The sequence below is a fragment of the Bartonella sp. CR84HXZ genome (assembly GCF_042194535.1).
GTDB classification, from domain to species: domain Bacteria; phylum Pseudomonadota; class Alphaproteobacteria; order Rhizobiales; family Rhizobiaceae; genus Bartonella; species Bartonella grahamii.
This window is the reverse complement of sequence record NZ_JBHIMY010000001.1, coordinates 213,960-239,056: the sequence shown is the minus strand read 5'-3', so window position 1 is coordinate 239,056 and position 25,097 is coordinate 213,960. Positions and strand designations below refer to the sequence as shown.

Annotated in this window: 15 protein-coding genes and 1 tRNA gene; 9 read left to right on the top strand and 7 right to left on the bottom strand. The window is 38.5% G+C overall.

Going from position 1 to position 25,097, the window contains the following annotated elements:
• Positions 1–255 precede the first annotated feature (255 nt).
• The 5 genes from ACFIKD_RS00935 (at position 256) to ACFIKD_RS00915 (ending at position 4,551) form a co-directional block, all read left to right on the top strand.
• Positions 256–1,164: a metal ABC transporter substrate-binding protein gene (locus tag ACFIKD_RS00935; protein ID WP_375635417.1), complete on the top strand. Its 909-nt coding sequence runs from the start codon at positions 256–258 to the stop codon at positions 1,162–1,164.
• Positions 1,161–1,991, top strand: a complete 831-nt coding sequence (locus ACFIKD_RS00930; RefSeq protein ID WP_375635416.1) for a manganese/iron ABC transporter ATP-binding protein — start codon at positions 1,161–1,163, stop codon at positions 1,989–1,991. Before ACFIKD_RS00935 ends, ACFIKD_RS00930 begins: the two co-directional genes overlap by 4 nt.
• The gene (locus ACFIKD_RS00925; RefSeq protein ID WP_012754510.1) at positions 1,988–2,854 is read left to right on the top strand and encodes a metal ABC transporter permease; all 867 of its coding nucleotides are present in this window, start codon (positions 1,988–1,990) and stop codon (positions 2,852–2,854) included. Before ACFIKD_RS00930 ends, ACFIKD_RS00925 begins: the two co-directional genes overlap by 4 nt.
• Entirely contained in the window at positions 2,851–3,756 is a 906-nt protein-coding gene (locus ACFIKD_RS00920; RefSeq protein WP_375646965.1) for a metal ABC transporter permease, read from the top strand. Before ACFIKD_RS00925 ends, ACFIKD_RS00920 begins: the two co-directional genes overlap by 4 nt.
• Positions 3,757–4,164: 408 nt before the next feature.
• Positions 4,165–4,551, top strand: coding sequence for a YbaN family protein (locus tag ACFIKD_RS00915; RefSeq protein WP_012754508.1), 387 nt, complete (start codon positions 4,165–4,167; stop codon positions 4,549–4,551).
• Between the two features lie 1,119 nt (positions 4,552–5,670).
• Here the strand turns inward: ACFIKD_RS00915 and pncB are convergent.
• The 5 genes from pncB to aroA all read right to left on the bottom strand — a co-directional run bounded on the left by pncB (position 5,671) and on the right by aroA (position 19,711).
• Positions 5,671–6,975, bottom strand: a complete 1,305-nt coding sequence (gene pncB, locus ACFIKD_RS00910; RefSeq protein ID WP_375632143.1) for a nicotinate phosphoribosyltransferase — start codon at positions 6,973–6,975, stop codon at positions 5,671–5,673.
• A gap of 132 nt (positions 6,976–7,107) precedes the next feature.
• Positions 7,108–15,672: a GH36-type glycosyl hydrolase domain-containing protein gene (locus ACFIKD_RS00905; protein WP_375646964.1), complete on the bottom strand. Its 8,565-nt coding sequence runs from the start codon at positions 15,670–15,672 to the stop codon at positions 7,108–7,110.
• Positions 15,673–15,905: 233 nt separating this feature from the next.
• On the bottom strand, positions 15,906–17,606 hold the full coding sequence (gene rpsA / locus ACFIKD_RS00900) for a 30S ribosomal protein S1 (protein WP_026500132.1): 1,701 nt from the start codon (positions 17,604–17,606) through the stop codon (positions 15,906–15,908).
• Positions 17,607–17,738: 132 nt separating this feature from the next.
• The gene (gene cmk, locus ACFIKD_RS00895) at positions 17,739–18,386 is read right to left on the bottom strand and encodes a (d)CMP kinase (RefSeq protein WP_375635413.1); all 648 of its coding nucleotides are present in this window, start codon (positions 18,384–18,386) and stop codon (positions 17,739–17,741) included.
• On the bottom strand, positions 18,383–19,711 hold the full coding sequence (gene aroA / locus ACFIKD_RS00890; RefSeq protein ID WP_375635412.1) for a 3-phosphoshikimate 1-carboxyvinyltransferase: 1,329 nt from the start codon (positions 19,709–19,711) through the stop codon (positions 18,383–18,385). The genes cmk and aroA overlap by 4 nt, the downstream gene beginning before the upstream one ends.
• A 187-nt stretch (positions 19,712–19,898) precedes the next feature.
• Here aroA and ACFIKD_RS00885 point away from each other — a divergent pair, with 187 nt between their 5' ends.
• Entirely contained in the window at positions 19,899–20,279 is a 381-nt protein-coding gene (locus ACFIKD_RS00885) for a TIGR02300 family protein (RefSeq protein WP_375635411.1), read from the top strand.
• A gap of 117 nt (positions 20,280–20,396) precedes the next feature.
• Positions 20,397–20,472: transfer RNA gene (locus ACFIKD_RS00880), tRNA-Ala, on the top strand.
• Between the two features lie 1,187 nt (positions 20,473–21,659).
• Here ACFIKD_RS00880 and ACFIKD_RS00875 read toward each other — a convergent pair.
• The gene (locus tag ACFIKD_RS00875; RefSeq protein ID WP_375635410.1) at positions 21,660–22,247 is read right to left on the bottom strand and encodes a hypothetical protein; all 588 of its coding nucleotides are present in this window, start codon (positions 22,245–22,247) and stop codon (positions 21,660–21,662) included.
• A gap of 111 nt (positions 22,248–22,358) precedes the next feature.
• Positions 22,359–23,540, bottom strand: coding sequence for a DNA recombination protein RmuC (locus ACFIKD_RS00870; protein WP_375646962.1), 1,182 nt, complete (start codon positions 23,538–23,540; stop codon positions 22,359–22,361).
• A gap of 90 nt (positions 23,541–23,630) precedes the next feature.
• Here ACFIKD_RS00870 and def point away from each other — a divergent pair, with 90 nt between their 5' ends.
• Both def and fmt read left to right on the top strand, forming a co-directional pair.
• A complete protein-coding gene (gene def, locus ACFIKD_RS00865; RefSeq protein WP_375635408.1) occupies positions 23,631–24,167 on the top strand; it encodes a peptide deformylase in 537 nt (178 codons plus the stop codon).
• Complete coding sequence (gene fmt, locus ACFIKD_RS00860) at positions 24,167–25,096, top strand: methionyl-tRNA formyltransferase (protein WP_375635407.1); 930 nt, start codon at positions 24,167–24,169, stop codon at positions 25,094–25,096. The genes def and fmt overlap by 1 nt, the downstream gene beginning before the upstream one ends.
• Position 25,097: the final 1 nt, after the last annotated feature.

The following is a 25,097-nucleotide window of genomic DNA, read 5'->3' as shown; positions in this document are numbered from 1 at the left end:
GGGAGCATTTTTAAGTGCTCCCTTTTTGTTTGGCATTCAAGAGCTATAGAGCTTCTTGAAAGCGGATCTCCTTACCAAAACAAGCTGCTTAAATCATCAATTTTTTCAATATGAAAAAAGCTGTTTTTAAACATCTTGAAAAGTTATTTTTTCTCTTAATCCTTCATTGCAAATGTAAAAGATAACTGCTATTGCTAAATGATAATGCAAATTATTTGCAATAAAAAGAAGGCATATAAAGGAAAGAGAGAATCAATGAACGTAAGAACGTTTTTCAGCATAGTTTTAGGAAGTGTTATTTTTTTTACACCCAATTTTGCTTTGTGTGCTGGTAAATTTAAAGCTGTTACGACATTCACTATCATTGCTGATATGGCACGCAATGTAGCAGGTGATGCTGCTGATGTTGAATCCATTACAAAACCAGGTGCGGAAATTCATGAATATCAACCCACCCCTCGCGATCTTATGCGTGCTCAGGGAGCTAACCTTGTATTGTGGAATGGATTAGAGTTAGAGCTTTGGTTTGAAAAGTTTTTTCAAAATATCAAGGATGTTCCAAGTGTTGTTGTTTCAAAAGGTATTGTACCCATTAAAATTGGTGAGGGCCCCTTTAGCGGTAAACCCAATCCTCATGCGTGGATGTCACCAACCTCTGCTTTGATTTACGTTGATAATATTCGCGATGCTTTTGTAAAATATGATCCTGAACATGCTGCTATTTATAAAGAGAATGCTGAAATTTATAAACAGAAAATTCGTGCAACGATTGATCCAATTAAGGCTGAATTAGAAGCCGTACCGCAAGATAAGCGTTGGCTTGTGACCAGTGAGGGGGCATTTAGCTATTTGGCGCGTGATTTTAATCTAAAAGAGCTTTATTTATGGCCCATCAATGCTGACCAGCAAGGAACACCACAGCAGGTCAAGCATGTTATTGATATGGTTCGCAAATACAATATTCATGCAGTTTTTTCTGAAAGCACTATTTCCCCTGCGCCTGCTAAGCAGGTTGCTAAAGAAACAGGGGCTAAATACGGTGGAGTTCTTTATGTTGATTCTTTAAGTGAGAAAAATGGTGAGGTACCCACTTATATTGATTTATTACGTGTCACGAGTGGGCGTATTAGCAATGCTTTATTAGAGGGAGTAAAAAGCCAATGACGGAATCTGGAATATTTGCCCAAGGAGTAACGGTAACTTATCGTAATGGACATACGGCTTTACGCGAAGTGAATTTTGAAAGTCCAAAGGGTTCTATTACGGCATTAGTTGGTGTTAATGGATCCGGTAAGTCAACGTTATTTAAAGCGATTATGGGGTTTGTACGCCCCTCAAAGGGAAAAATTCGCATGTTTGATTTGCCCGTTGATATAGCTTTGAAAAAAAACCTTATTGCTTATGTTCCTCAAAGTGAAGATGTTGATTGGAATTTTCCTGTCTTGGTCGAAGATGTTGTATTGATGGGGCGGTACGGTCATATGAATTTCTTTCGCTATGCCCGTACACAAGATTATGAAGCCGTTCGTATTGCCTTAGAGCGCGTTGATATGTTGGCTTTTGCCAAGCGCCAGATTGGAGAACTTTCTGGTGGACAGAAAAAGCGTGTTTTCCTAGCGCGCGCTCTTGCACAGAAAGCAAAAGCTATTTTATTAGATGAGCCGTTTACAGGGGTTGACGTTACAACAGAAGATAAAATCATTGCTTTGTTACAAGATCTTCGTAAAGAAGGAGCAGTGATCTTGGTTTCAACTCACAATTTGGGTTCTGTTCGCGAATTTTGTGATCATACAGTTTTAATAAAAGGAACCGTTTTAGCTTCTGGGTTAACAGAAAAAATCTTTACAAAAGAAAATCTAGAAAAAACTTTTGGAGGATCTTTGCACCACCATATTTTTGATCTTCCTAGCACAAAAAAAAATGATGGTTTCATGGGAAGAAAGCAGTCTGCAGTTTGTGAAGATATTGAAAGAGTGGAGCACGTTGCATGATTTCTTGGTTGCTTGAGCCACTGAGCTATCAATATATGGTGAATGCAATGTGGGTTTCTGGGTTAGTTGGGTGTGTTTGTGCCTTTCTTTCGGCTTTTTTGATGTTAAAAGGTTGGTCATTGATTGGTGATGCTCTTTCCCATTCGATTGTTCCTGGTGTAGCAGGAGCTTACCTTTTAGGGTTACCTTTTTCACTCGGCGCTTTTTTTTCTGGTGGTCTTGCAGCAGCAGCAATGCTCTTTTTTAACCACCGGACAAAGCTTAAAGAAGATACCATTATTGGGCTCATTTTTTCCTCCTTTTTTGCCTTTGGGTTGTTTCTCAAATCGTTAAAACCAATGGCTGTTAATATTGATACGATTGTTTTGGGAAATATTTTAGCCGTTAGTTCATCAGATATTCTACAATTGGCTTTTATCGGCTTTTTTTCGTTGCTTATATTGCTTTTGAAATGGAAGGATCTTCTTGTTTCGTTATTTGATGAAACACATGCGCATGCCATTGGATTAAATGTAAAGTTTTTAAAGATTCTCTTTTTCACATTACTTGCCGCTTGTACTGTTGCTGCTATGCAAACCGTTGGAGCGTTCTTAGTCATTTGTCTTGTTGTGACACCTGGGGCAACAGCCTATCTTTTAAGTGATCGTTTCGTGAATATCTTGGTTATTGCAGTTGTAATTGGAACATTCACAAGTGTCTTGGGTGTTTATGTGAGTTATTTTTTAAATGCACAAACGGGGGGGGTTGTTGTGCTTTTTCAAGCATCTTTATTTGTTTTGGCTTTTATTTTTGCTCCTAAACATGGGTATATTGCTGCGCGCTTACGCATAAATGCGGCAAAAAAGGGTGTAATATTATCATGATTGATCAATTACTACTTCCGTTTCAGTTTTCTTTTATGCTTAAGGGTATGCTTATTGTCATGATTCTTTCTATTCCCATGGCGATGCTTTCCTGTTTTCTTATTTTGAAAGGATGGGCGCTGTTAGGCGATGCCATTTCTCATGCAGTTTTTCCAGGTATTGTTGTTGGTTATATGACAACACCATGGGTAATCGCATTTTTGACTTCTTTGCCATTTGCTTGGTTTCAACATATGCGTCCAGAGAATATTACAATGACTCTGATTACTTGCGGTGCTTTTGTTGCAGGAATGGTGTGTGCACTATTAACGGGTTTTTTAGGAAGCAATAGCCGTATCAAACAGGACACGGTGATGGGTGTGGTCTTTTCTTCGATGTTTGGTTTGGGGCTTGTTTTAGCCACGTCTATTTATAGTAGCTTAGATTTGAATCATATTCTATTTGGTAATCTTTTAGGTGTTAACTGGCTTGATATAACACAAACGGCGATCATTTCTGCTGTTGTCACTTTCATTTTAGCAGCAAAATGGCGCGACTTTATGTTGTATATTTTTGATACAGTTCAAGGACATGCAATGGGGTTACCAATATCTCTACTTCACTATACCCTTCTAACGATGATTTCTCTTACAATTGTTGCGGCTTTGAAAGCTGTAGGTATCGTGCTCGTTATTTCTTTACTGATAGCACCAGGAGCAATTGCCTATCTTGTTACAAAGCGGTTTTCTTTTATGTTAATGATCGCGATACTTGTTGCAGCTTTTTCTGGTTTTTTAGGGATTTATCTCAGCTTATTTATCGGCTCTGATTCTGCTTCCACAATTGTGTTGATCTTGACGTTGATTTTTATGGCTATTTTCATGATGATTTTTTTTCGTCAAAACACAGTTCAAGAAACTTAAAAGTGTTAAAATTCATGCATATCAGCCATGCATTTTTATATATTGTTTCTCATTTCTATTTTAATTAGAGTTCGAGGTGCTAGGTTATTTTTCCTCCTAATGTCTAGCAAGTGAATGCGGTACATTTTCTCCCCCCAACGCTGCATTCTTAATTAAGAGGCTGCATTGATTTATTCTGCAGCCTTTTTATTTTTTTTGATTTTCTAAAATCTCTTCTCTTTTCTTGAAATCAGTTAAAATGATTATCATATTGCGTGAGCTATTTGGTATTTTCAAGGAACTTATAACAGCAAAGACGCTTACGCATGAAGGGGTAGAAAGTAATTGTGCACTCAGACATGTAAACAGAAAAAAACAGATATAATGTTTTTGTAGAGGGTTTTGCGTAGAGGAAAAAAATACAAGAAAATGAAAAAAGATTTGAAGATATCTCACCCTTTGCGTATCTGCTATTATATAGCAGGGTGGACAATGGTTATATTAGGTATTATCGGTGTAGTATTACCTATTATGCCAACTGTGCCTTTTTTGTTAGTTGCCTCATGGTGTTTTACGCGTTCTTCTCCACGTTTTCATCAATGGTTGAATAATCATCGTATTTTTGGTCCCCCTATTAAGCGATGGGAAGAAAAAAAAGCAATCTCTCCATTCATTAAAGTTTTTGCAATAATGAGTATGACAGGAGGATTTTTATCCTTTTTCGTAATGGTACACCCTCCTTTATGGATTTCCTTACTTGTTGCGGTTATATTACTGCTGATTGCCATTTATATTGTAACACGTCCATCTTCATAATGATAGAAAAGGCTTTATGAGATATTCTTTTTAGCTTCGACTTATTTGTAAAAACTATGAGGACTTTTAAGTTTTGAATATAAGCTCTCCATATCCAAAATGCATATGAAATAGCAAGCTTTTTGAAAGCAATTAATTAATAATATGTTTGTGAAATGATTTTTATGAACAAAGAAGACTGTTTACGCACACTCAAAATGTTCTCACTTGGATAAACCACATTCATGGAAAAGAGTCATTATTTTTATAAGGCATGTTTGTATGAATCTCTACATATACATCATTGAAAAGTCATTGATATGATAGCCATTTCTTTCTAAAAAGACGTTTCGTTTATTTTCATATCTCTTAATGAGGATATAATACAAAGCAAACATCATCATCCTTGCCTTACAAAATGCACACCGATAGTCACCGTGCTATTTGTCATCCTCCAATGTTGCCTTAGCAATTCCTAATGTTACAACTGTAGCTTTTCATCGGGTTTTGTATATTTTTACACTAGATTTTGTACCAATTTATTTTTTTTCAAAGAGTTTTAAAGATGTTCTCAAAGGAGGGCAAAGCCTTTTCTCATTTTTACTATGGAAAAGCGCATTTAATGGTCAAAATTGTACATAAAAACAACAAATTACCACGTATTCCTACTTAATCCTATCTCTTCCCACTTAGTACAAACCTACTGTCGAGCTACAACAATAACCCTTAAAACTTGAAAACCTTCATACATGTAAGGAGATGAGTGTGCTTGATTTAAAAGGGTTGAAATGAAAAAAATTTATGATATTCACGCACGCTCTTTCAACATGCAAAACAACAGTATCTTGTTGTGCCGTATAACACCGTTATTTATGACAATGATATAAGGAAGCCTCCTTGGCTAAACTTCCCTAGCAAGTTAAGTATTTTTTTAATGCGTAGTGAATATTTTTAAGTCTGATCTGTCGAATCCTTATGTAAGTGAAGCGTATGCGTGGTAGGCCAAGTAGAATCTGCTCAAAAAACAACCGAACTATTTACAGACCAGCAAAGGTTAAGAACCCTCATCCTTAGGGCAGGACAAAAATCAATCTTATAAACAATATGATGAGTCAATATACTCGTTTAAAGAACCGGAAACTACGTCTTTATAGGTCTAGCAATTCGCTTTTTATTACCAAAAAAATTGAGATAACGTTGTACTTCTTTTGAATCACCGATCGTTTTTTCAGGATTATCTGAAAGCTTTACGGCTGGTCGACCATTGGCATAGGTCACCTTACAAACAAGGGAAAGAGCATCAAGAGTTTCGATTTCCTGAGGTGCACAGCCTGTAAAGTCATTGGTAAGATCCGTGCCCCATCCAAAACTCATGCGCACTCTGCCATGGAAATGATGATAGGTTTTTTCAATTGTATTGACATCAAGAGCATCAGAAAAAATTAAAAGTTTTTCGCGTGGGTCTTTTCCTTTTTCTTTCCACCATTGAATAATACGTTCGCCACCTTCAATAGGGGGCGCACTATCGGGTCTGAAACCTGTCCAATCAGCGACCCAATCTGGTGCATTGCGTAAAAATGCTTCTGTACCAAAGGTATCAGGTAAAACAATGAGAAGATTTCCACCATAATAACGGTTCCAATCTTGCAAGACTTGATATGGAGCTCTGCGTAATTCATCATCGTTGTTGCTGAGAGCCGCAATAACCATGGGCAATTCGTGTGCATTGGTTCCAAGAGCTTCTAAATCCGTATCCATGGCAAGAAGAACATTAGAAGTTCCAGTAAAAGAATTACCAATGCCTTCTTTTAATGCTTCCACACACCAGCGCTGCCATAAAAAAGAATGGCGACGCCTTGTCCCAAAGTCAGATATTTTAATATCAGGCAATTTTTTGAGACGTTCAACTTTACTCCACATTTTTGCTTTAGCACGCGCATAAAGTACATCAAGAGCAAAACGATCTAGTTTTTTGAGAGCTGCACGTGAACGTAATTCACTGATAATAGCAAGGGCTGGAATTTCCCACATAGAGCTATGAGCCCACGAACCATAAAAATGAAGCATATATTGGCCATCTTTGCGGGTTAGTTCATATTCTGGGAGTTGAAAATTCTCAAGCCACTGAAGAAAATCCGGTTCAAAAATTTGTTTGCGTCCATAAAATGTATTACCAGCAAGCCAGATCATTTCTTTTTTTGTAAAGCGCAAACTAAGAGCATGATCAAGTTGAGCACGTAATTCACTCTCATCAATATCATCGGCAAGACGTATTGTTTTAGAGCGATTTATGAGGGAAAAAGTAACATTAACATTAGGATACAACCCCCAAATCATCTGTACCATAAGAAGCTTATAAAAATCCGTATCGAGAAGTGAACGAATAATGGGATCAAGTTTCCAAGTATGATTGTAAACACGTCTAGCAATATCCGGATGATTCATAACCTTTTTCTTTCAGTTTCATAAAATCTAAAATATTATGCACCAACACGGACAATATAGGCGGTGCAATATAACAACTCTACAGTTTTGGGCAAGAATAAAAAAGTCTGCTCTCTTTTTCATCTTTCATCTCTAAGATTTAACAATACGTATAATTTCATGCTGACCTGTTTTGTGTAACTTTATCCCCGCATGAACTTCGGTATATTTTTTGCCATTAACATGGAGCATATTTTTAGGTCCCCATTTTACTTTAATGGTATAAACGGCATCATAAAACTTCATTGTTGCTTCATATTTTGGCCAAATAGAGGGTAAATGTGGCTGTAAAAACAACAGATCTCCCTGACGCTGTATTCCAAGAATAGCTTGTGTTGCAGCGCGATAAAACCAACCGGCTGAGCCTGTATACCATGTCCAACCGCCTTGACCACATCGTGGTTCAACAGAATAAATATCTGCGGCCATCACATAAGGTTCAACACGATAAGTTTCAGGATCTTGTCCATGGGTAATCGGGTTAATCATAGAAAATAAAGCGTAAGCTTTATCGTTTTGTTCCATTTCAGCCAATGCTAAAATACTCCAAATGGCACCATGCGTGTATTGACCACCATTTTCTCGGATTCCTGGAGGATAACCTTTTATATAACCGGGCTCAAGTGTGCTTTTATCAAAAGGTGGCCAAAAAAGGCGAATGAGTCCGCCTTTTTTATCATAGAGATGTTCCAACATTGATGTCATTGCTTGCTTTTGATGTTCAGGCGACGCCATTTGAGAAATGACAGCCCAAGATTGAGCAATGGTATCAATTTGGCATTCATCATTAATTTTAGAACCAAGAGGTGTTCCATCATCAAAATAACCACGTCGATACCAAGCACCATCCCAACCGTTTTCCTCTAGGGATTTTGTTAAGCGTTCAAGGTATGTACTCCATATTTGCATATGGCTGTTATCACCACGTTTTTTGGCCAAAGGAATAAATGCTTTTAATGTGTACCCAAGAAACCATCCTAACCAAATGCTTTCGCCTTTTCCTTCCACACCTACCAAATTCATGCCATCATTCCAATCCCCACCTAAAATAAGAGGGATACCATGGGGTCCACAACGTTTAATGGCAAGGTCTAAAGCTAAAACACAATGTTCATAAACTGTTGCAACCTTTGAGGATTGGGTGGGTTGAAAATAAGCATCCTGTTGCCCACTTTTGAGAACATCGCCTTCAATAAAAGGAATGAGTGTATCAAGAAAGGCATCATCGCCAGTGGTAGTGACATAAAGAACTGTTGCATATGCAAGCCAAACGATATCATCAGAAATGTATGTACGAACACCAGCATTTGTGTCAGGCAACCACCAATGTTGCACATCCCCTTCAAGAAATTGGTGCGCTGCTGCATTTAATAATTGTTCACGTGCTAATTGTGGTTCCAGCAATAACAAAGACAGGCTATCTTGTAACTGGTCACGAAAACCAAATGCACCACTCGCTTGGTAAAAGCCTGCGCGTGCCATGATGCGGCATGCGTAGATTTGATAAGGAAGCCAATGGTTGACCATAAGATTAAAAGAAGCGTCAGGTGTTTTGACTTGGAAAGGAGAAACAAAATCACTCCATTGCTGTTTTTGTTTTGTGAGCAGAATTTCAAAATCACTTGCATGTACTTGATTGAGTAATTTTTCAGCTTCTTGCCTATTTTCAGCACTGCCAAGATAGAAGATGATTTCTTTTGTTTGCCCTGGTTGAAGATCAATATCATAGGCGAATGCTGAACAAGGATCACATCCTGCTTCAATGATATTCGAAAGAGCACCAGCTTTACGGATCGCAGTTGGATGCGTTACGGTTCCCGTTGCACCAATAAATTCAGCACGATTGGTTGTGGTGCTGGTTGGCATTTCAGATGCCGATAAGAATGTGACTTGTTGAGATTTTTCAATGTGATAAGGATTTTGAATAAAATGTACACCCCTTTTGTCCTCATAAGAGGAAATAATGAAGGGGGCATATTTTGTACGGGTATTTCCCAAAACCCATTCAACATAATTATAAAGGCGTAAACTGCGTGGTTTTTTCCCTTCATTCGTGAGGGTAAGACGTGAAAAGCGAATAGGTTTTTCCGGATCAAGTGTATGAGTCAGTTCTAATGCAATTTCTGAATGTGTCGATTTAAAAGTTGAAAATCCAAAACCATGACAAGCCTCATAGACAATATTTTCATCACATTCTACAGCAGAAACGGGTGAAAAACGTTTTAAAGACTGGCGATCAACCAGATAAAGTGCTTCTCCTGGCCGGTTAGATGTTGGATCATTTGCCCAAGGAGTTAATTTATAATCGCGGCTATTATTAACCCAAGTAAAAATTGCACCTTCAGCAGAGACATGAAAACCAAATTTGTGGTTAGCGATGACGTTAATCCACGGGTGCGGTGTAGTTGTACGTCCATGAAGACGTATTACATAATGGTTATACTGGTTAAAACCACCGTAACCATTCCAATATTTTAGATCTTCTCCATTTATGGGAAAAGAGGAGGGTTTTTGTTGGCTAATAAGACCAATGGAAGCAAAAAAATTTTGTTCAGTTTGTGTTGTAACTTGCCTTCCTTCGTTATACTTTGGAGAATCTAATTGATCATGCAATTCATGATAATTTTTATGAACTGTAAGATCAAAATCACTCTCATCAAGTCGTTTAAGCTGTTCAGATAAAGAGCCATTTTGGGCATCAAGAATGATGCGCGCTGATGCAAGAAGCGTTTTAAAACTCTGTTCACTCATTTGATCGCGTCGAAGCATGAAAATATGTTGGCGTTCATCTGCTTTTTGCGTGTGGTGATAATAAGATTCACAGACCCACTCAAGAGCGCGTTGTGTATTTTGTATGTAGGAAAATGTTTGTTCATTAAGAATGACCAAATCAACAATGAGTCCGCGCATACGCCAATATTCATGTGCTTTAAGGAGCTCGCGCAGTACAGAGATATTTCCCTCGTTATTTAACCTAAGAAGACAGAGTGGATTGTCTCCTGAGATAGACATGGGCCAAAGATCAGACTGTTTTCCTAGCGTTTTTGCTAATATTTCAGAAGGAAGACGCCATGTTCGATCAAGGTAGATAAGCGGTGTTGCATATTTTTGATAGACAATAGCCTCTTTAAGCTGGGTTCCGCTCTGATACAGTGCGACTTGTGAGCGCGTCCATGCCATTGAAAGTTCTTTTTGAAACATATCAGGTTGTCGATAATGTTTAATATGATTATTTAGCGCTTCTTTTGTATGAGCAGCAAAAGTCCAAAAAATAAGTTCTGCTTTTTCATGGGCTGAAATTTTTATACGGCATCGCAATGACATAACAGGATCAAGAACACAACCTTGACTGTTACTGAAACGAGCATTTCGGTCAAATGCAGCGGGCCGATGAATGGATCGCCCCCGACCAATAAACAGAGAGCGATCTGTTTCAGCTTCTGTCTCTTGGAGAATATCTGTTGTACTAGAAACAAAATGGGCAACATAGATTTCAGGATCACTAGGCGAGCGTTTGCGCCTTTTGGCAAAAATTGTTTTACCTTCCTCAGCAATTTCGGTCTCTATAAACATACGGGAAAAAACAGGATGAGCTTGGTCTGTATCCATTGTGGCAAGCGCCAATTCACCATAAGAAGTCACTTCAATGAGGCGCTCTTTATTTGTCCTATTCATCAGTTGAATACGTCTACCTTCGCCACATCCTTCAGATGTAATAAGACATTCAAGCGTTGATTTTATACCATCAACCATTTTTGTATATTCAGCCTTTTCATCTGTAAAAATGCTGACAGCTTCTTCTTCAATAACACGTGTTGGCTCACCAGTAACAGACCACCACCGACCACTATGCGTATCGCGTAAGAAGAATAAAGTACCTTGTTGATCTTCTGTTGCATCAAGAATAAAGCGCGTAATCGCATAATCGTGCCACCGACTGTAACCAGAACCATTCGCTGTTAACATGGTAAAATAAAAGCCATTAGACAAAAGTAACGTTTCTCGTGGTTTGAGCAACGGGTTTGTAATAATGCGCAAAGGGGCGGCGTCAAATGCTTGAGACTTATTGCGCATACGATTAACAGCTTTGGTATGAATAATAGGAATGAGATGAGGCGCTCTTTCCTGTAATAGCAATTGCGTTGCTTCAATAATGGGATCACGGTGAAAACGGTCACGCATTCGCCCTTGAAAAATAACATTGTTAAGAGCAAGGATAGACATGCCATGATGGTGCGCATAATAATTGCGTACAACAGCGTATTTTTCCCCTGTTTTCACGCGTGAAGGGGTAAAATCGACAGAGTCATAATAACCATATGTTCCTAAAGCTCCAAGATCACGGAGTCGTTTTAAATTAGCGACAGCGCAAGCAGGAGCATATTGTGCCGCTAGAAGGCTGGCATAGGGAGCAATGACAGCATTGCGTGAAAGACCACGTTGGAGTCCGAGGTTTGGAACACCAAAATGAGCGTATTGGTAATTCATTAAATGATCGCGAGCGTTAAATGCGGCCTCTGAAATACCCCATGGCAATTCCCGTTTATGAGCATATTGTATTTGACAATGAATAATCAATCGATTTGTTTGATCTAGGAGAGATCCTAAAGGTTCATGCATTACGAGAGATGGCATAAGATATTCGAACATCGATCCAGACCATGATAGGAGCGCACCTTTCCAGCCTATGGGTACGAGGAGTCGACCAAGACGAAACCAATGTTTAAGTTTTATGTCTCCTTTTGCGATAGCAAAAAAACTTGCAAGACGTGCTTCTGAAGCAAGTAGATCATAACAATTTTCATCGAGTTTGTTTTCTTGAACACGATATCCAATGGATAAGAGATGCCGTTTAGGCTGTTCTAAAAAGTCAAATTTCATATCAAAGGCTATTTGCCGTGCTACTATAGCCAACCTGTTTAGTTTTTTACGTAATTTTTCAGTATCACAATGAGCAGTCGCATCATGATGATAAGCGTTACAGGTATCGATAAGGCATTTAGCCCAAGAAAGCGCACGAGCAGATTCTATCGTTTGAATTTTGTGGTCAAGTTCACTGACTAAGTGCACAATATCGTGGGCTGCATGTGAAAGGTCTATGATGTGAGAAGGAATCGTATTTTCTTGTTTTACAAAAGTGAAGACAGAGTCATGAAAACGAATGATGTTTTCTTCGATTTTTTGACGTAACGAGCGTAAATTGGGTTGATGATCTGGAATTTCTTTGACAGTTTCTTCAAGAATAGCAAGAACATCCGATAAGCCTTCTCGATCACTTTGAAAAAAAAGAGGCAGTTTTTCAGCCCATTCACTTAAGGCAGAAGAGAGTGTTATCAAATGACCGGCAAGATTTCCTGAATCAACGGTTGATACATAAGTAGGTAAAAGAGGCCTGAGTGTATCCGTTTCATACCAATTATAGAGATGACCACGGAACTTTTCCATTTTTGTAAGAGAGCGTAATGTACATTCAATACGGGTAATGGTCTCTTCAAAACCAATCCAGCCAAAATCACGTGCAGCAATAATAGAAAGGAGATAAACGCCAATATTCGTAGGAGATGTACGTTGAGCAACAAGAGGTTCAGGATCTTCTTGAAAATTATCGGGAGGCAAATAGTTGTTTTGTGCATTGACAAAGGTTGTATAATAAAGCCATGTACGCCGTGCAATAGAGCGAAGTTTTTTTTCATCTTTTGAAGAAAGATCAAGACTATCTTGAAAGGTTGAAGGTTGACTCACAATCCAAGCAATGAAGGGTGAAAAAAACCATGCTATCCCAAAAGGAAAAGCAATCAAGCTTGCAAAACTATCAGAAAAAAGAGAAAGTGCTACAGTAAGGACACCAATAAGCGATGCTGGTGCCATTATAAAAACATAGAAGCGCAAACTATTGGGCATTGATTTTGTTGCGGCAGAAGTTTTCCATTCAAGAAGATGCTGTTTTGAAATCGTCATACGATAGAGTGTACGAATAATCGCATCGGTCATAAAATACGCCGAATGAGCAAGAAACGTTGTTTTAAGAAATATATCAGCGCTTGTAAGAGCAGTTTTGTTCCAAATTAATTGAAAATGTCCACGCAAAGAATGATCTATATTGGACGAGACAAGCGTTTTTAATACACATAGAATGGAAGAAATGAAGGAGCTAAACAACAAGAATATTTGCCAGACGATTGCACTCTTGAAAGACAAAAAAGTCCATCCTGCAAATGCTGCGATTAACCACATAAGTGGAGTAAGAGAACGACGTAAATTATCCTGCATTTTCCAACGCGTCACGGAACTTATTTGACGGTGGAAAAAAAGATAAGGCAAAAGCTGCCAATCACCGCGAATCCAGCGATGATAACGCATAACATCAATATTATAAGCGGTTGGATAGTCTTCAATGACTTCTATGCTACTTACCAGAGCAGTACGAGCATAACCTCCTTCTAAGAGATCATGACTAAGAATAGTATTTTCTTTAATTTTGCCATCAAGCGCTTGTTCAAATGCATCAATATTATAAAGACCTTTACCGATAAAGGTACCTTCTCCTAAAAGATCTTGATAAGTATCAGAAACGGCAAAAACATAAGGATCAATGCCACGGTTGATAGAAAAAACCCGTTGGAGAATTGATGTTTTTTTTCCTGTTGTAAGAGAAGGAATAATGCGTGGTTGTAAAACGCTATAGCCTTTTACAACCTTTCCACTTTGCGGATCAAAAATGGGATGATTGAGTGGATGGTTAAGCTTTCCAACAAGTTTCGCGACGCTCTCTGGAGTAAGACGTGTATCACAATCCAGCGTCATAACAAAACGGCAATCCATAGGAAGGTGTGGCTTGGGAGGATAAAAGCTTGTGTTTTTATCGCCTCTTAAGAGCCGATTGAGTTCATGAAGTTTTCCTCGCTTTCGTTCCCATCCCATCCAACATTTTTCGCTTGTATTATAAAGGCGTCGGCGATGTAAAAGGAAAAAAAGAGGAAGTTCATCACGATGATAACGACTATTGAGTTTATCAATACTCTTTTGCGCATAGTGCAATAAATCAAGATCATCTTGCGTTTCTCTCAATGGAGCATCCACCCAATCTGTAATGAGCGCAAAATGAATGGCACCTTTAGGATTGGAAAGATAGTGCACTTCAAGATTGCGCACTTGTTCATCAATATCATCGCGTGATGTCATCAAAGTAGGTACAACAACCATTGTCCGTGCATGTTTTGGAATACCTTCTTTATATTCATAGCCAATGAGTTGTCTTGATGGGACAAACCATGAAACAACAGTGTTAAATAAAGCAAAAGCAGCATCGATAGCAGGAAAAAGCGCTAATACAGTAAAGCAAAAAGACATCCATGATGTCATGCCAGATATTTGTAAAAGGGCGTAAATTACAAGCAAAAGAGCGAGCGTCAGAAAAGAGACAGGAATAGCGATGACTCTCAATTTTGAGCAACAGGAAGCTCGTGTCCATTTTATGAGAAAGGGCGGGATATATCCACAAACCTTTTCAAATATGCCACGACCATCATCAACAAGGTACCACCCCACACAAGAATGATGAGGCATATCTTTAGAAGTGGAATTTGCCATTTCTACAACTTTATGTGCAATTTCCAGCTCACTAAGAGGCGAAAAGCGTGCAACTTTTTCAATGACTTGTCGATAAATATTGCGTGAGTGAGAATCAATTTCAGAAAAATCACTATTTTTACGCAAAATAGAATCGACACAACTCACTGTTTCAAACCATGCTGTCCAATCAACATCATCTATAGCTTTAAGAGCACGGATAATATTTCCCATGGTCACACCATCTGCTGCTTGTCGGGTATGTTCATCAGCTGTTGCAATTTCTAAGCTACTGCCTTGGCTTTTCAATTGCTTTTCAAGCCAAGTTAATGCTACGGTTGAATCGACAGATGCACTGCGTAGGCGATAGAATAAATGTGCTGAAAACGTTGGATCAACAGTAAATGGTTTATACTGCGTAAAGAGAGAGTGTAGATTTGTTTTATTTTTTACAAGAGAAATTTTATCAGCCACTTGACTAGCAAGATGGCGCATATGTCGCGCTTTTTCGATACGTACTGAAAGACGACGGACATTTTCAATGAGCAGCATTTGCATAACAGAAGGAAGAGCCCACAATTCACCAATTGTGAGCGCACAAACTTCTTGAAATCCATTGGTCATAGCAGTGAGTGTTTCTTGTGAAAAGCTGCTATCAGTATGCGCAATATAAAGCCAAGTTAAAGCAAAAATTCGTGGTATTCCCGCTTTGTGTGTAGAAAGAGGAAGTTGCTTTATGAAGGACTTAGGTAGATTACGACGTAGCTTTTGTATAGTTTTATCAATGGTGTAATGATTATCAATGAGCCATTGAGCAGACGGTGCGATAGTCTCATCATTTCGGGCTGCAAAATCACTGGTATGAAAGGCATTAAGAATAAGTTTCGCATTTTCATTCAATCTCTTGCGAAAATCTTCTACTCCTTCATATTCAGGGAGTAAAATTTCTTTACCAGAAGCTATATCATGCCCTAATTTATAAAGATCTTCCCGTACCTTATAAATTGCACGAAGAGGAAAATCCGTATTAATAAAATGTTTTTTTTTCTCTTTTTGAGAAAAAAGCACTTTATGAAAGGTATTATGCACGTCATAATGTCCCATTGTTATTCAATTACATCGTTTTTTATTTAAATTGTAAGCATTTTATCTGAATAGTGAACCGTTGATAGACAAAAAAACAAACTTTTTATTTTTAGTTGCAAGCAGTTATAATTTTTTACGCAATAATTAGAAAATAAGCAGACAATTTTTTTAGAAAATAAAAAGGTCACCCTAAAATGAGTGACCTTAATAACACCGTCAACTTTAATGATTGATGATTAATCTTGTTCTTGTTTTTTTAAAGCAGCACCAAGAATATCACCAAGAGAAGCGCCCGAGTCTGTAGAACCATATTGTGCAACAGCTTCTTTTTCCTCTGCAATTTCTAAAGCTTTAATCGATACCGAAATTTTACGTGTTTTTTTATCAAATGCTGTGATGCGAGCATCAACCTTTTGCCCAATTGCGAAACGCTCAGGACGTTGCTCATCACGATCACGCGCGAGATCAGCACGCCGAATGGTTGTCTCAAGGTTGTGGTCAATCAATTTCACACCAATGTCATTGTCGTTAACAGCAATCACTTCGCATGTTACAACAGCACCTTTTCGCAATTCGCCAGAAGCAGCTGCTTCTCCAACTTTATCGCTGGAAAGCTGCTTAATTCCAAGAGAAATGCGCTCTTTTTCAATGTCAACATCAAGGACCACAGCTTTAACGATATCGCCTTTATTGTAAGTATCAATGACTTGTTCACCAGGACGGTTCCAATCAAGATCAGACAAATGAACCATACCGTCAACATCGCCTTCAAGCCCAATAAACAGACCAAATTCTGTTTTATTTTTAACCTCTCCTTCAATTTGCGAATTGACAGGAAATTTATTGGCAAAAGCTTCCCATGGATTTTCAAATGTTTGCTTTAAGCCAAGAGAAATACGCCGTTTAGAAGGATCAATCTCAAGAACAACCACTTCTACTTCTTGTGATGTAGACAGAATTTTCCCAGGATGAACATTTTTCTTCGTCCAGCTCATTTCAGAAACATGGATCAGCCCTTCGATTCCTGGCTCAATTTCAACAAAACCACCGTAATCAGTAATGTTGGTGACAGCACCCGTAATTTTTTTACCAATCGGATACCGAACACTAATGCTTTCCCAAGGATCACTTTCAAGCTGTTTCATTCCAAGAGAAATACGGTGTGTATCCTGATTGATACGAATAATCTGGACTTTAATCGTTTGACCAATTGTGAGGACTTCAGATGGGTGGTTAACACGCCGCCATGCCATATCTGTAACGTGCAAGAGACCATCAATCCCACCAAGATCAACAAAGGCACCATAATCTGTGATATTTTTCACCACACCTTCAACGATTTGGTTTTCTTCAAGATTTTGTACAATTTCTGAACGTTGCTCGGCGCGACTTTCTTCTAAAACAGTACGACGTGAGACCACAATATTGCCACGACGACGGTCCATCTTCAAGATTTCAAAGGACTGAGAATTATGCATGAGAGGTGAAACATCACGAATGGGACGAATATCAACTTGGCTGCGCGGCAAGAAAGCAACAGCACCATCAAGATCGACTGTAAAACCACCTTTTACTTGGCTAAAGATCACTCCATCAACGCGTGCACCAGCATTGAATTTTTCCTCCAAACGGACCCAACTTTCTTCGCGCCGTGCTTTTTCACGGGATAAAACAGCTTCGCCCATCGCATTTTCAATGCGTTCAATGTAAACCTCAACTTCATCGCCAACTTGCAAAGAACCGTCTTTTGCTTTAGCTCCAAATTCTTTGAGAGGAATACGTCCTTCAACTTTAAGACCAGCATCAATAATGGCCATGTCTTTTTCGATTGCAATAACACGACCTTTAACAACAGATCCTTCATTAAGATCATTGGTTTGAAAAGATTCTGTTAAAAGGGCTTCAAAATCCGCTGTTGTGGGATTGTATTGTGACATAAGAACTCCTAATATATACCTTGTGTTATAAGGTATGAGCGCTAGGTTAGTGTTAACATAAGCAACTCCCTGCCTTTTTCCTTGAATAAAGGAAAAAAAGTTAGCGCGAGGCTGGAAGTCACCTTAACGAATTTATCCAATTATATGCATTTTTATGATTGGATCAATAAAACTACATGCAATTTCAAATGTTGCTTCTATACTCAATTCTGACGTATCAAGCAAGTGGGCGTTTTTTGCTGGTTTTAGTGGACTTTGTTTACGGGTTATATCGCGACTGTCGCGCTGTTCAAGTTGAGCTAGGATTTCATGATAATTTGCTTGAACCCCCTTTTTTAAAATCTCCTGGTAGCGACGTTTGGCGCGCGTTTGAACATTGGCTAAAACATAAAACTTGATATCGGCATCAGGACAAACAATAGTTCCGATATCACGTCCATCAAGCACACAGCCAGGCAAAACTTTAGCAAAGTTGCGTTGTTTTTCGACAAGAATTTTGCGTACAGCAGGGTTAATCGCTATTTTTGAAGCCGCTTCACCAAGTTCATGAGAAGAAAGAAGGGCAGGATTTAAGGTATTAAAATCAAGTTCTTTAGCATAAATAATAGCATTTTTTTCATCATTAAGAGCTAAATTTTGTTGTAAAAGCGTATGAGCAACACTACGATAAGTAAGACCCGTATCGAGATGGCGAAGACGATAATGTGCAGCAATTTTGCGTGCTAAGGTTCCTTTGCCTGAGGCTGCAGGTCCATCAATGGCAATAACAAAAGGCTTCAAGCAATTTTCCCCCCAAGTTGTTTTATAAAAGGAATAAATTCTGGAAAGCTCGTAGCGATCATTCGTTTATCATCAATGGTAACAGGTTTTTCTGATATAAGCCCAAAAATGAGAAAACACATAGCAATTCGATGATCAAGATGTGTGGAGACATGTCCACCACCCAAACCTTTGGCAGAACCTTTCCCATAAACAATAAGAAAATCTTGACCTTCTTCACAGTCTACGCAATTAATTTCGAGTCCTTGAGCAACAGCAGACAGTCGATCTGATTCTTTTACACGCAATTCTTCAATTCCTAACATCACTGTTTTGCCTTCTGCAAAGGCTGCTGCTACTGCCAAAGCAGGATATTCATCAATCATTGATGGAGCACGTTCTTTGGGCACCGTAACACCTCTAAGAACCGATGATTTTATCCGTAGATCAGCAACATCCTCTCCACCTGTTTGACGTCGGTTCAAAAATTCAATTTGAGCACCCATTTCCCTCAATGTTTCGATAAGTCCTATTCGAGAGTTATTTATCAAAACATTTTCAATGGTGATATCAGAGTCTTCTACAAGAAGGGCTGCGATAATTAGAAAAGCAGCAGAAGAAGGATCACCCGGAATATGAATCGTTTGTCCAGTAAGATGGGGTTGACCGTTAAGATGAATCAAACGCGCACCTTCATTATCTTTTTCTATTTCAAGTTGTGCACCGAATGCTTTTAACATTTTTTCCGTATGGTCTCGTGTCAGAACTGGTTCAATAACAGTTGTAATGCCGGCGGTATTGAGTCCAGCAAGCAGGACTGCTGATTTAATTTGGGAGGAAGCTATTGGAACACGGTAACGAATCGGATTAGCCATTTTCGGACCATAAAGCGTTAAAGGAAGGTGATCGTCGTGCGTTGCTTCAATTTCAACCCCCATGAGACGCAGTGGATCAAGGATACGTCCCATTGGACGTTTAGAGAGAGAAGCATCACCAATAAAGGTTGTTTTCATATGATATGGACCAACCATTCCCATAACCAAACGAGCACCTGTTCCAGCGTTTCCAAAGTCTAAAGGTTTTTGTGCAGCTAAAAGGCAACCATTCCCTGTTCCTCGTATGGTCCATAAGCCATCTTTTTTAATAATACAGGCACCCATAGCTTGCATAGCAGCAGCTGTATTGAGTACATCAGCGCTTTCAAGTAATCCATGAATATGTGTCTCACCACTTGCTAATCCTCCCAATATAAGAGAGCGATGAGAGATTGATTTATCTCCTGGTATTTTAATTTTTCCAGAGAGACTACTCGATTTATAGGTGGTTATAGGGATTGCTTTTTGCATGGAAATTCTATTTAATTCTATCTAACTTTTATGAAATTGTGCATCCTTTAGCACATGCTTTAAAAGACGTCATGAAAAAATCACTGTGAAACGGTGTATTTATCTTTGACAAAGGCATTATTTTTCGATTAAGCACCATAGAATTTATCTTTTAATGGAATAATAGTTAATCAAAGAGGCACGGTTTATGGCAAAAAAAGAACTTGGAACTAAACGTGTTGATCCAGAAACGGGAAAAAAATTTTACGATCTAAATCGCGATCCTATTGTGTCGCCCTATACAGGAATTTCTTATCCGCGTTCTTACTTTGAAGTTGCAGCAGCTGAGGCAAACAATGAAGAAGACGTTGATACTGAAGAGCTTGATACAGCACTTGAAAAATCTGCTTTTATGCTTCTTGAAGAGGATGATGAGGATTCTAAAGATGACGATCTTCCTGATTTAGAAGATAGTGATGTAGATCTTGGTGATGACGATGATACATTTTTATCTCATGATGATGACGATGAAGATGATGACGTTACTGATATTCTCGGAGGCGGTGTTTCTAATGATGACGATGCTTAAGAGAAATAAAAGAGGACATCTTTTCCATTGAATGTAAATTCTTCTTGATCTTCAATTTTGATCGTTCTAGAAAAGCTGAAACTGTATACTTTCCTTTTGGGAAAAATTGTTTTTATAGGGGCTATAGCTCAGCTGGGAGAGCGCTTGCATGGCATGCAAGAGGTCAGCGGTTCGATCCCGCTTAGCTCCACCAAAAGGACCAGCTATTCTATCAAGGGAATCAATTATAATAGAGAATGTGTGCATCAATTTAAAAGGTTTATGCGCTATTTAATCATCATTCCAATAGCGCCTGTTGCTTGCATTTTAGCGGTATTATAACACGTTTTTAATCATTTGTTGGATTATAAAATTTTACTGTCGTAACCGTGAAAGTAGATAATTTTTTATGCTTTGCACAGAAACAGAAAAAGAGCTGTTTAACTTACGCCTTGTTTTAAAGGACAAAATTTGAATTACCTTTATCACAATATTTCCACAAAATCATAATATGTTGGTTATCGATATCTTTTTAAAAGGTACGAAGTACCTAAACAAAGATGAGGGAATAAAATATTAAAATATTCTTCTCAATTATTGCGAATCAGAACTTTTTTCGAGTATTTTTAGCTTGATCAAATGTCCTGCCAATTAAAAAATTGCCTACTTTGAGTAGCATCTACCTACTCAATACTAAGGTGTATTAACGCTCAAATAACATATTGAATCAATTAATTTTGTTTCCTTGCACGTCACAAAAAAGGTTGAGGTGTGAAAGCGACGTGCGCCATCATTATATGTGCTAATTCCCAATGTTGCCAATAATTCTTACATTTGAGAATGTTCATAAGAAACATTTTTAGTCTTTTCTTTCACAGTTTTTATCCACATGCCAATTGCGCTTGTTATGTGCAAGCCAATGGTTTTTATTGATTCAACCTCAAGAGATCTGAAATGATAAAACCCTACGCCATTCGAGATTCTTACTTTAATATGATGCTCGAATTGCATTTCTTTTGATTGCTCTTTTATACGCTAACAAAGAAAATATTCATGTAATAATCAGTCAGCAATACGCATAATGAAAATAAAAAATAATATTAAATTTTAAAATTTTTATTCAATAATCTCTGGTACTTAGCCCTGTGAGAAATGTCAGAACCAAATAGAAGATAGTTTTCATTGTAAATTTTTTAAACAACAGAGGTAAAAATATTGAGAGTGCTCTCAAAATATTGTGCATTGCAAAAGCTTTCTGTCTCTTTGGTTTATTCTAAAAAATAACAATTTATTTCATTTAACAATCAGAAAAACGATACAGCCTTATCACGCCATAAGAAATTTGGCTCTCAAATAATTTTACCAAAACAATTCTCTAATTGAGATTTTCAAAAATCTTCCCTAACGCCATCCACATCTCTTTAATTGCTGTTCATAGAGCCTCGATATCCTTGCCATGCGCTGTGCTGCCTGTGAAAGTGCCGCAGAGACATGCCCGCCACTACGCGCATAAGCACCATGTCCCATATGATAATTTAAATAAAGGCTATATGCATCATCAAATCTCACCCCATTGCGTTGAACACTTTGGCGATGGTACCAAGCAATAAAATCAGCAGAATCTGCAAAATTCGTACGCCATGCAAAAGATCTGCCCGTAGAGCGAAGATACATTGCCCATGTACTGTCAAGCGCTTGAGAATAACCATAGGCTGTCGATTGACGCTTCCATGGAATAAAACCAAGTAGTTTTTTACGTGGAGGACGTGCATTGTGACGAAAACTCGATTCCATATTAATGGTTGCAAGAATAATAGACATAGGAATCCCATAGCGCATTTCTGCACGTTTAGAAGCCTTACCCCAATTGTCAAAAAAACCATTTTTTTGTGCTAAAATAGCACACGCATTGTTCGTGTGTATGGGAGTGGTTGTTGCACACCCATCTAGCAGAAACACCAGTGCCCCTAAAAACAAAAGGTGTCGCATATTCCTATTCCTCTCGTTTAAGAAATAAAACAAGATAGAGATACTAAAAAAATATTACCAATCAATAAAGAACATGATCTGACTTGTGATATTTAAGAAGCTTGCTTTGCTTTATTCCTCGTCAGCAAAACGCAATGTTTGCGACTGAGCCAATGTTGTCATTTTTGTTGGTTCAGAATGATTCTCTTTTAATTCGACAGTTTCAATGCGATTTGCCCGTTTCATAATTTTGGAAGACGATATCAAAATTCCCTCTATATCTTCACCTGCTTTGTGAAAGTGCTTCTGTAACGCACGAACACGTATATCCATTCGTCCAAAATCTTCCATCAATTTTGCTACTTCTGATTGAATTAAGTGCGCTTGTTCACGCATCCGTGCATCTTTCATAATGGTTTGTACCACTTGGACAGAGAGCATCAACAAAGATGGTGAAACAATAATCACATGAGCTCTATTGGATTTTTGTACCAATGCCTCAAAGTCCTCATAAATTGTTGCAAAAATCGATTCAGATGGCACAAAAAGGAAAGCAGTGTCATGGGTTTCTCCAGGAATCAAATATTTTTGTGCAATATCACGAATATGGACTTCCATATCGGTACGAAATTGGCGTTCTGCCTCTTGACGCTCTTGCGCTGATTCTGCCTTACGCATAGCATTCCAAGCCTCCAGAGGGAATTTAGCATCAACAACAAGAGAAGGGGCTTTATTGGGCATATGAATGAGACAATCTGGGCGTTTTCCATTGGAAAGAACAGCCTGAAAAACATAAGCATTTGTTGGTAAGGCATCGGCAATAATTGCTTCCATCCGCCCCTGACCGAAAGTACCACGTGTCTGCTTATTGCTTAAAATGGACTGCAACTGAACAACTTGTCCCGTAAGCGATTGAATATTATTTTGTGCCGCATCAATAACTGCTAAACGCTCTTGCAAACGATTCAAATTTTCATAAGTGGATTTGGTCTGTACCTGAAGTGTTTGGCCTAAGCTTGTTGTCATCCCATTGAGTTGCTCACTGAGTGATTTATTCAATTCAGCCTGCCGTTGACCAAAAATTTCCGCCATCGTTTGCATTCTCCCTTGCATTTCAGCTTGTGTTTTCAGCAAGGTAGCCATCTGCATTTGTGCCTCACGTGCGCGTTCAGCAATTTCATTTTCCAAAAATGCTTTTTTTCGATGAGAATGTATCGACATAAAAAATGCCCAACAAACAAGTATAAATAAAAGCAAAAGCATTAGTTTAGAAAAAAACTCTCCAGCGAGTATGGAAAAAAACGAATCAAACATAAATTGTAATATAACGCTCTTATTGTAAAAAAACGCAAGAATCCGTTATTCAATATTGACCAATAACAAACCATTGATTAATCTCTACTTATGCCAATGAGATCTTTAGTTACTTTACCTGATCCGATTTTACGGGAAGTGTCCAAGCCCGTTGATCAGGTCGATTCAGCTCTTCAAAAACTTGCGGATGATATGTTGGAAACCATGTATAGTGCTAAGGGCGTTGGTCTTGCTGCTATTCAAATTGGTATACCGCTACGTATGTTGGTTATAGATGTCTCTGGAAATTCTGAAGATGAGCAGAAAAAACCATTTGTTATTATCAACCCTGAAATTTTATGGCTTTCAGATGAGCGTAATATTTATAAAGAAGGTTGTCTTTCTATTCCTGACTATTTTGCAGAGGTTGAACGTCCTAAACGCCTTTGTGTTCGCTACCAGAACCGTGAAGGAAAACAAACAGAAATTGAAGCAGACGATCTCTTGGCAACTTGCTTGCAGCATGAAATTGATCATTTAAATGGGCGCCTTTTTATTGATTACATTTCAAAGATCAAACGCGATATGGTGATACGAAAATTTAAAAAACGCGCAAAAGAAAAAAACATGCAGGAAGCAGTTTTGTAATGGCTTTACGATTAAGTTTTATGGGGACACCAGATTTTTCTGTTCCTATTTTACGTGCTTTATTGGATGCAGGTCATGATGTTGTTGCTGTTTATAGTCAACCCCCTCGCCCAGCAGGACGTCGAGGACTTAAATTAATCCCCTCACCTGTTCACAATGTAGCAAAAGAGAAATCTATTCCCATCTTTACGCCACAAACACTCAAAACAATCGAACAACAGGAGCAATTTGCAGCACTTTCTGTTGATGTTGCTGTTGTTGTTGCCTATGGACTCCTTTTACCCAAAGCTATTCTTGAAACACCCCGTTTTGGTTGTTTTAATGCCCACGCTTCACTCTTACCACGCTGGCGTGGTGCTGCACCTATTCAGCGTGCAATTATGGCTGGCGATAAAGAAACAGGTATCATGATCATGAAAATGGATGAAGGACTTGATACGGGACCTATCGCTCTTTCTCGCTCCATCCCCATTACTGATAACACCACCACTGCTGAGCTTTCAAACAAACTTTCACATATTGGCGCAGAACTTATGATAGAAACCCTATCAACTCTTGAAAAAGACCAACTTAAACTAACCCCACAATCAGAGGAAGGCATCACCTATGCTGCCAAAATCAAAAAGGAAGAGACCCGCATTGATTGGACAAAACCTGCAGAATTTATTCAGAGGCATATTCGCGCGCTCTCTCCTTCTCCTGGTTGCTGGTGCAATATGAATATTGGGGGACGAGAAGAACGTGTAAAAATTCTTGATAGTCGCTTAACAACAGGTCCTTCTCTTGAAATTGGACGGATCGAACCAGATTCTTTGATTGTCCATTGTGGACAAGGGCGGATAGAAATAACCTCTCTCCAAAGATCGGGTGGTAAAGTCCTTGATAGCGCAACCTTTTTACGAGGTGCTTATATTTCTGCTGTTTTTTAAG

Coding starts and splice junctions, on each gene's coding strand:
- ACFIKD_RS00935 (WP_375635417.1), top strand. CDS start 256: ATGAACGTAAGAACGTTTTTCAGCATAGTTTTAGGAAGTGTTATTTTT.
- ACFIKD_RS00930 (WP_375635416.1), top strand. CDS start 1,161: ATGACGGAATCTGGAATATTTGCCCAAGGAGTAACGGTAACTTATCGT.
- ACFIKD_RS00925 (WP_012754510.1), top strand. CDS start 1,988: ATGATTTCTTGGTTGCTTGAGCCACTGAGCTATCAATATATGGTGAAT.
- ACFIKD_RS00920 (WP_375646965.1), top strand. CDS start 2,851: ATGATTGATCAATTACTACTTCCGTTTCAGTTTTCTTTTATGCTTAAG.
- ACFIKD_RS00915 (WP_012754508.1), top strand. CDS start 4,165: ATGAAAAAAGATTTGAAGATATCTCACCCTTTGCGTATCTGCTATTAT.
- pncB (WP_375632143.1), bottom strand. CDS start 6,975: ATGAATCATCCGGATATTGCTAGACGTGTTTACAATCATACTTGGAAA.
- rpsA (WP_026500132.1), bottom strand. CDS start 17,606: ATGTCACAATACAATCCCACAACAGCGGATTTTGAAGCCCTTTTAACA.
- aroA (WP_375635412.1), bottom strand. CDS start 19,711: ATGCAAAAAGCAATCCCTATAACCACCTATAAATCGAGTAGTCTCTCT.
- ACFIKD_RS00885 (WP_375635411.1), top strand. CDS start 19,899: ATGGCAAAAAAAGAACTTGGAACTAAACGTGTTGATCCAGAAACGGGA.
- ACFIKD_RS00875 (WP_375635410.1), bottom strand. CDS start 22,247: ATGCGACACCTTTTGTTTTTAGGGGCACTGGTGTTTCTGCTAGATGGG.
- ACFIKD_RS00870 (WP_375646962.1), bottom strand. CDS start 23,540: ATGTTTGATTCGTTTTTTTCCATACTCGCTGGAGAGTTTTTTTCTAAA.
- def (WP_375635408.1), top strand. CDS start 23,631: ATGCCAATGAGATCTTTAGTTACTTTACCTGATCCGATTTTACGGGAA.
- fmt (WP_375635407.1), top strand. CDS start 24,167: ATGGCTTTACGATTAAGTTTTATGGGGACACCAGATTTTTCTGTTCCT.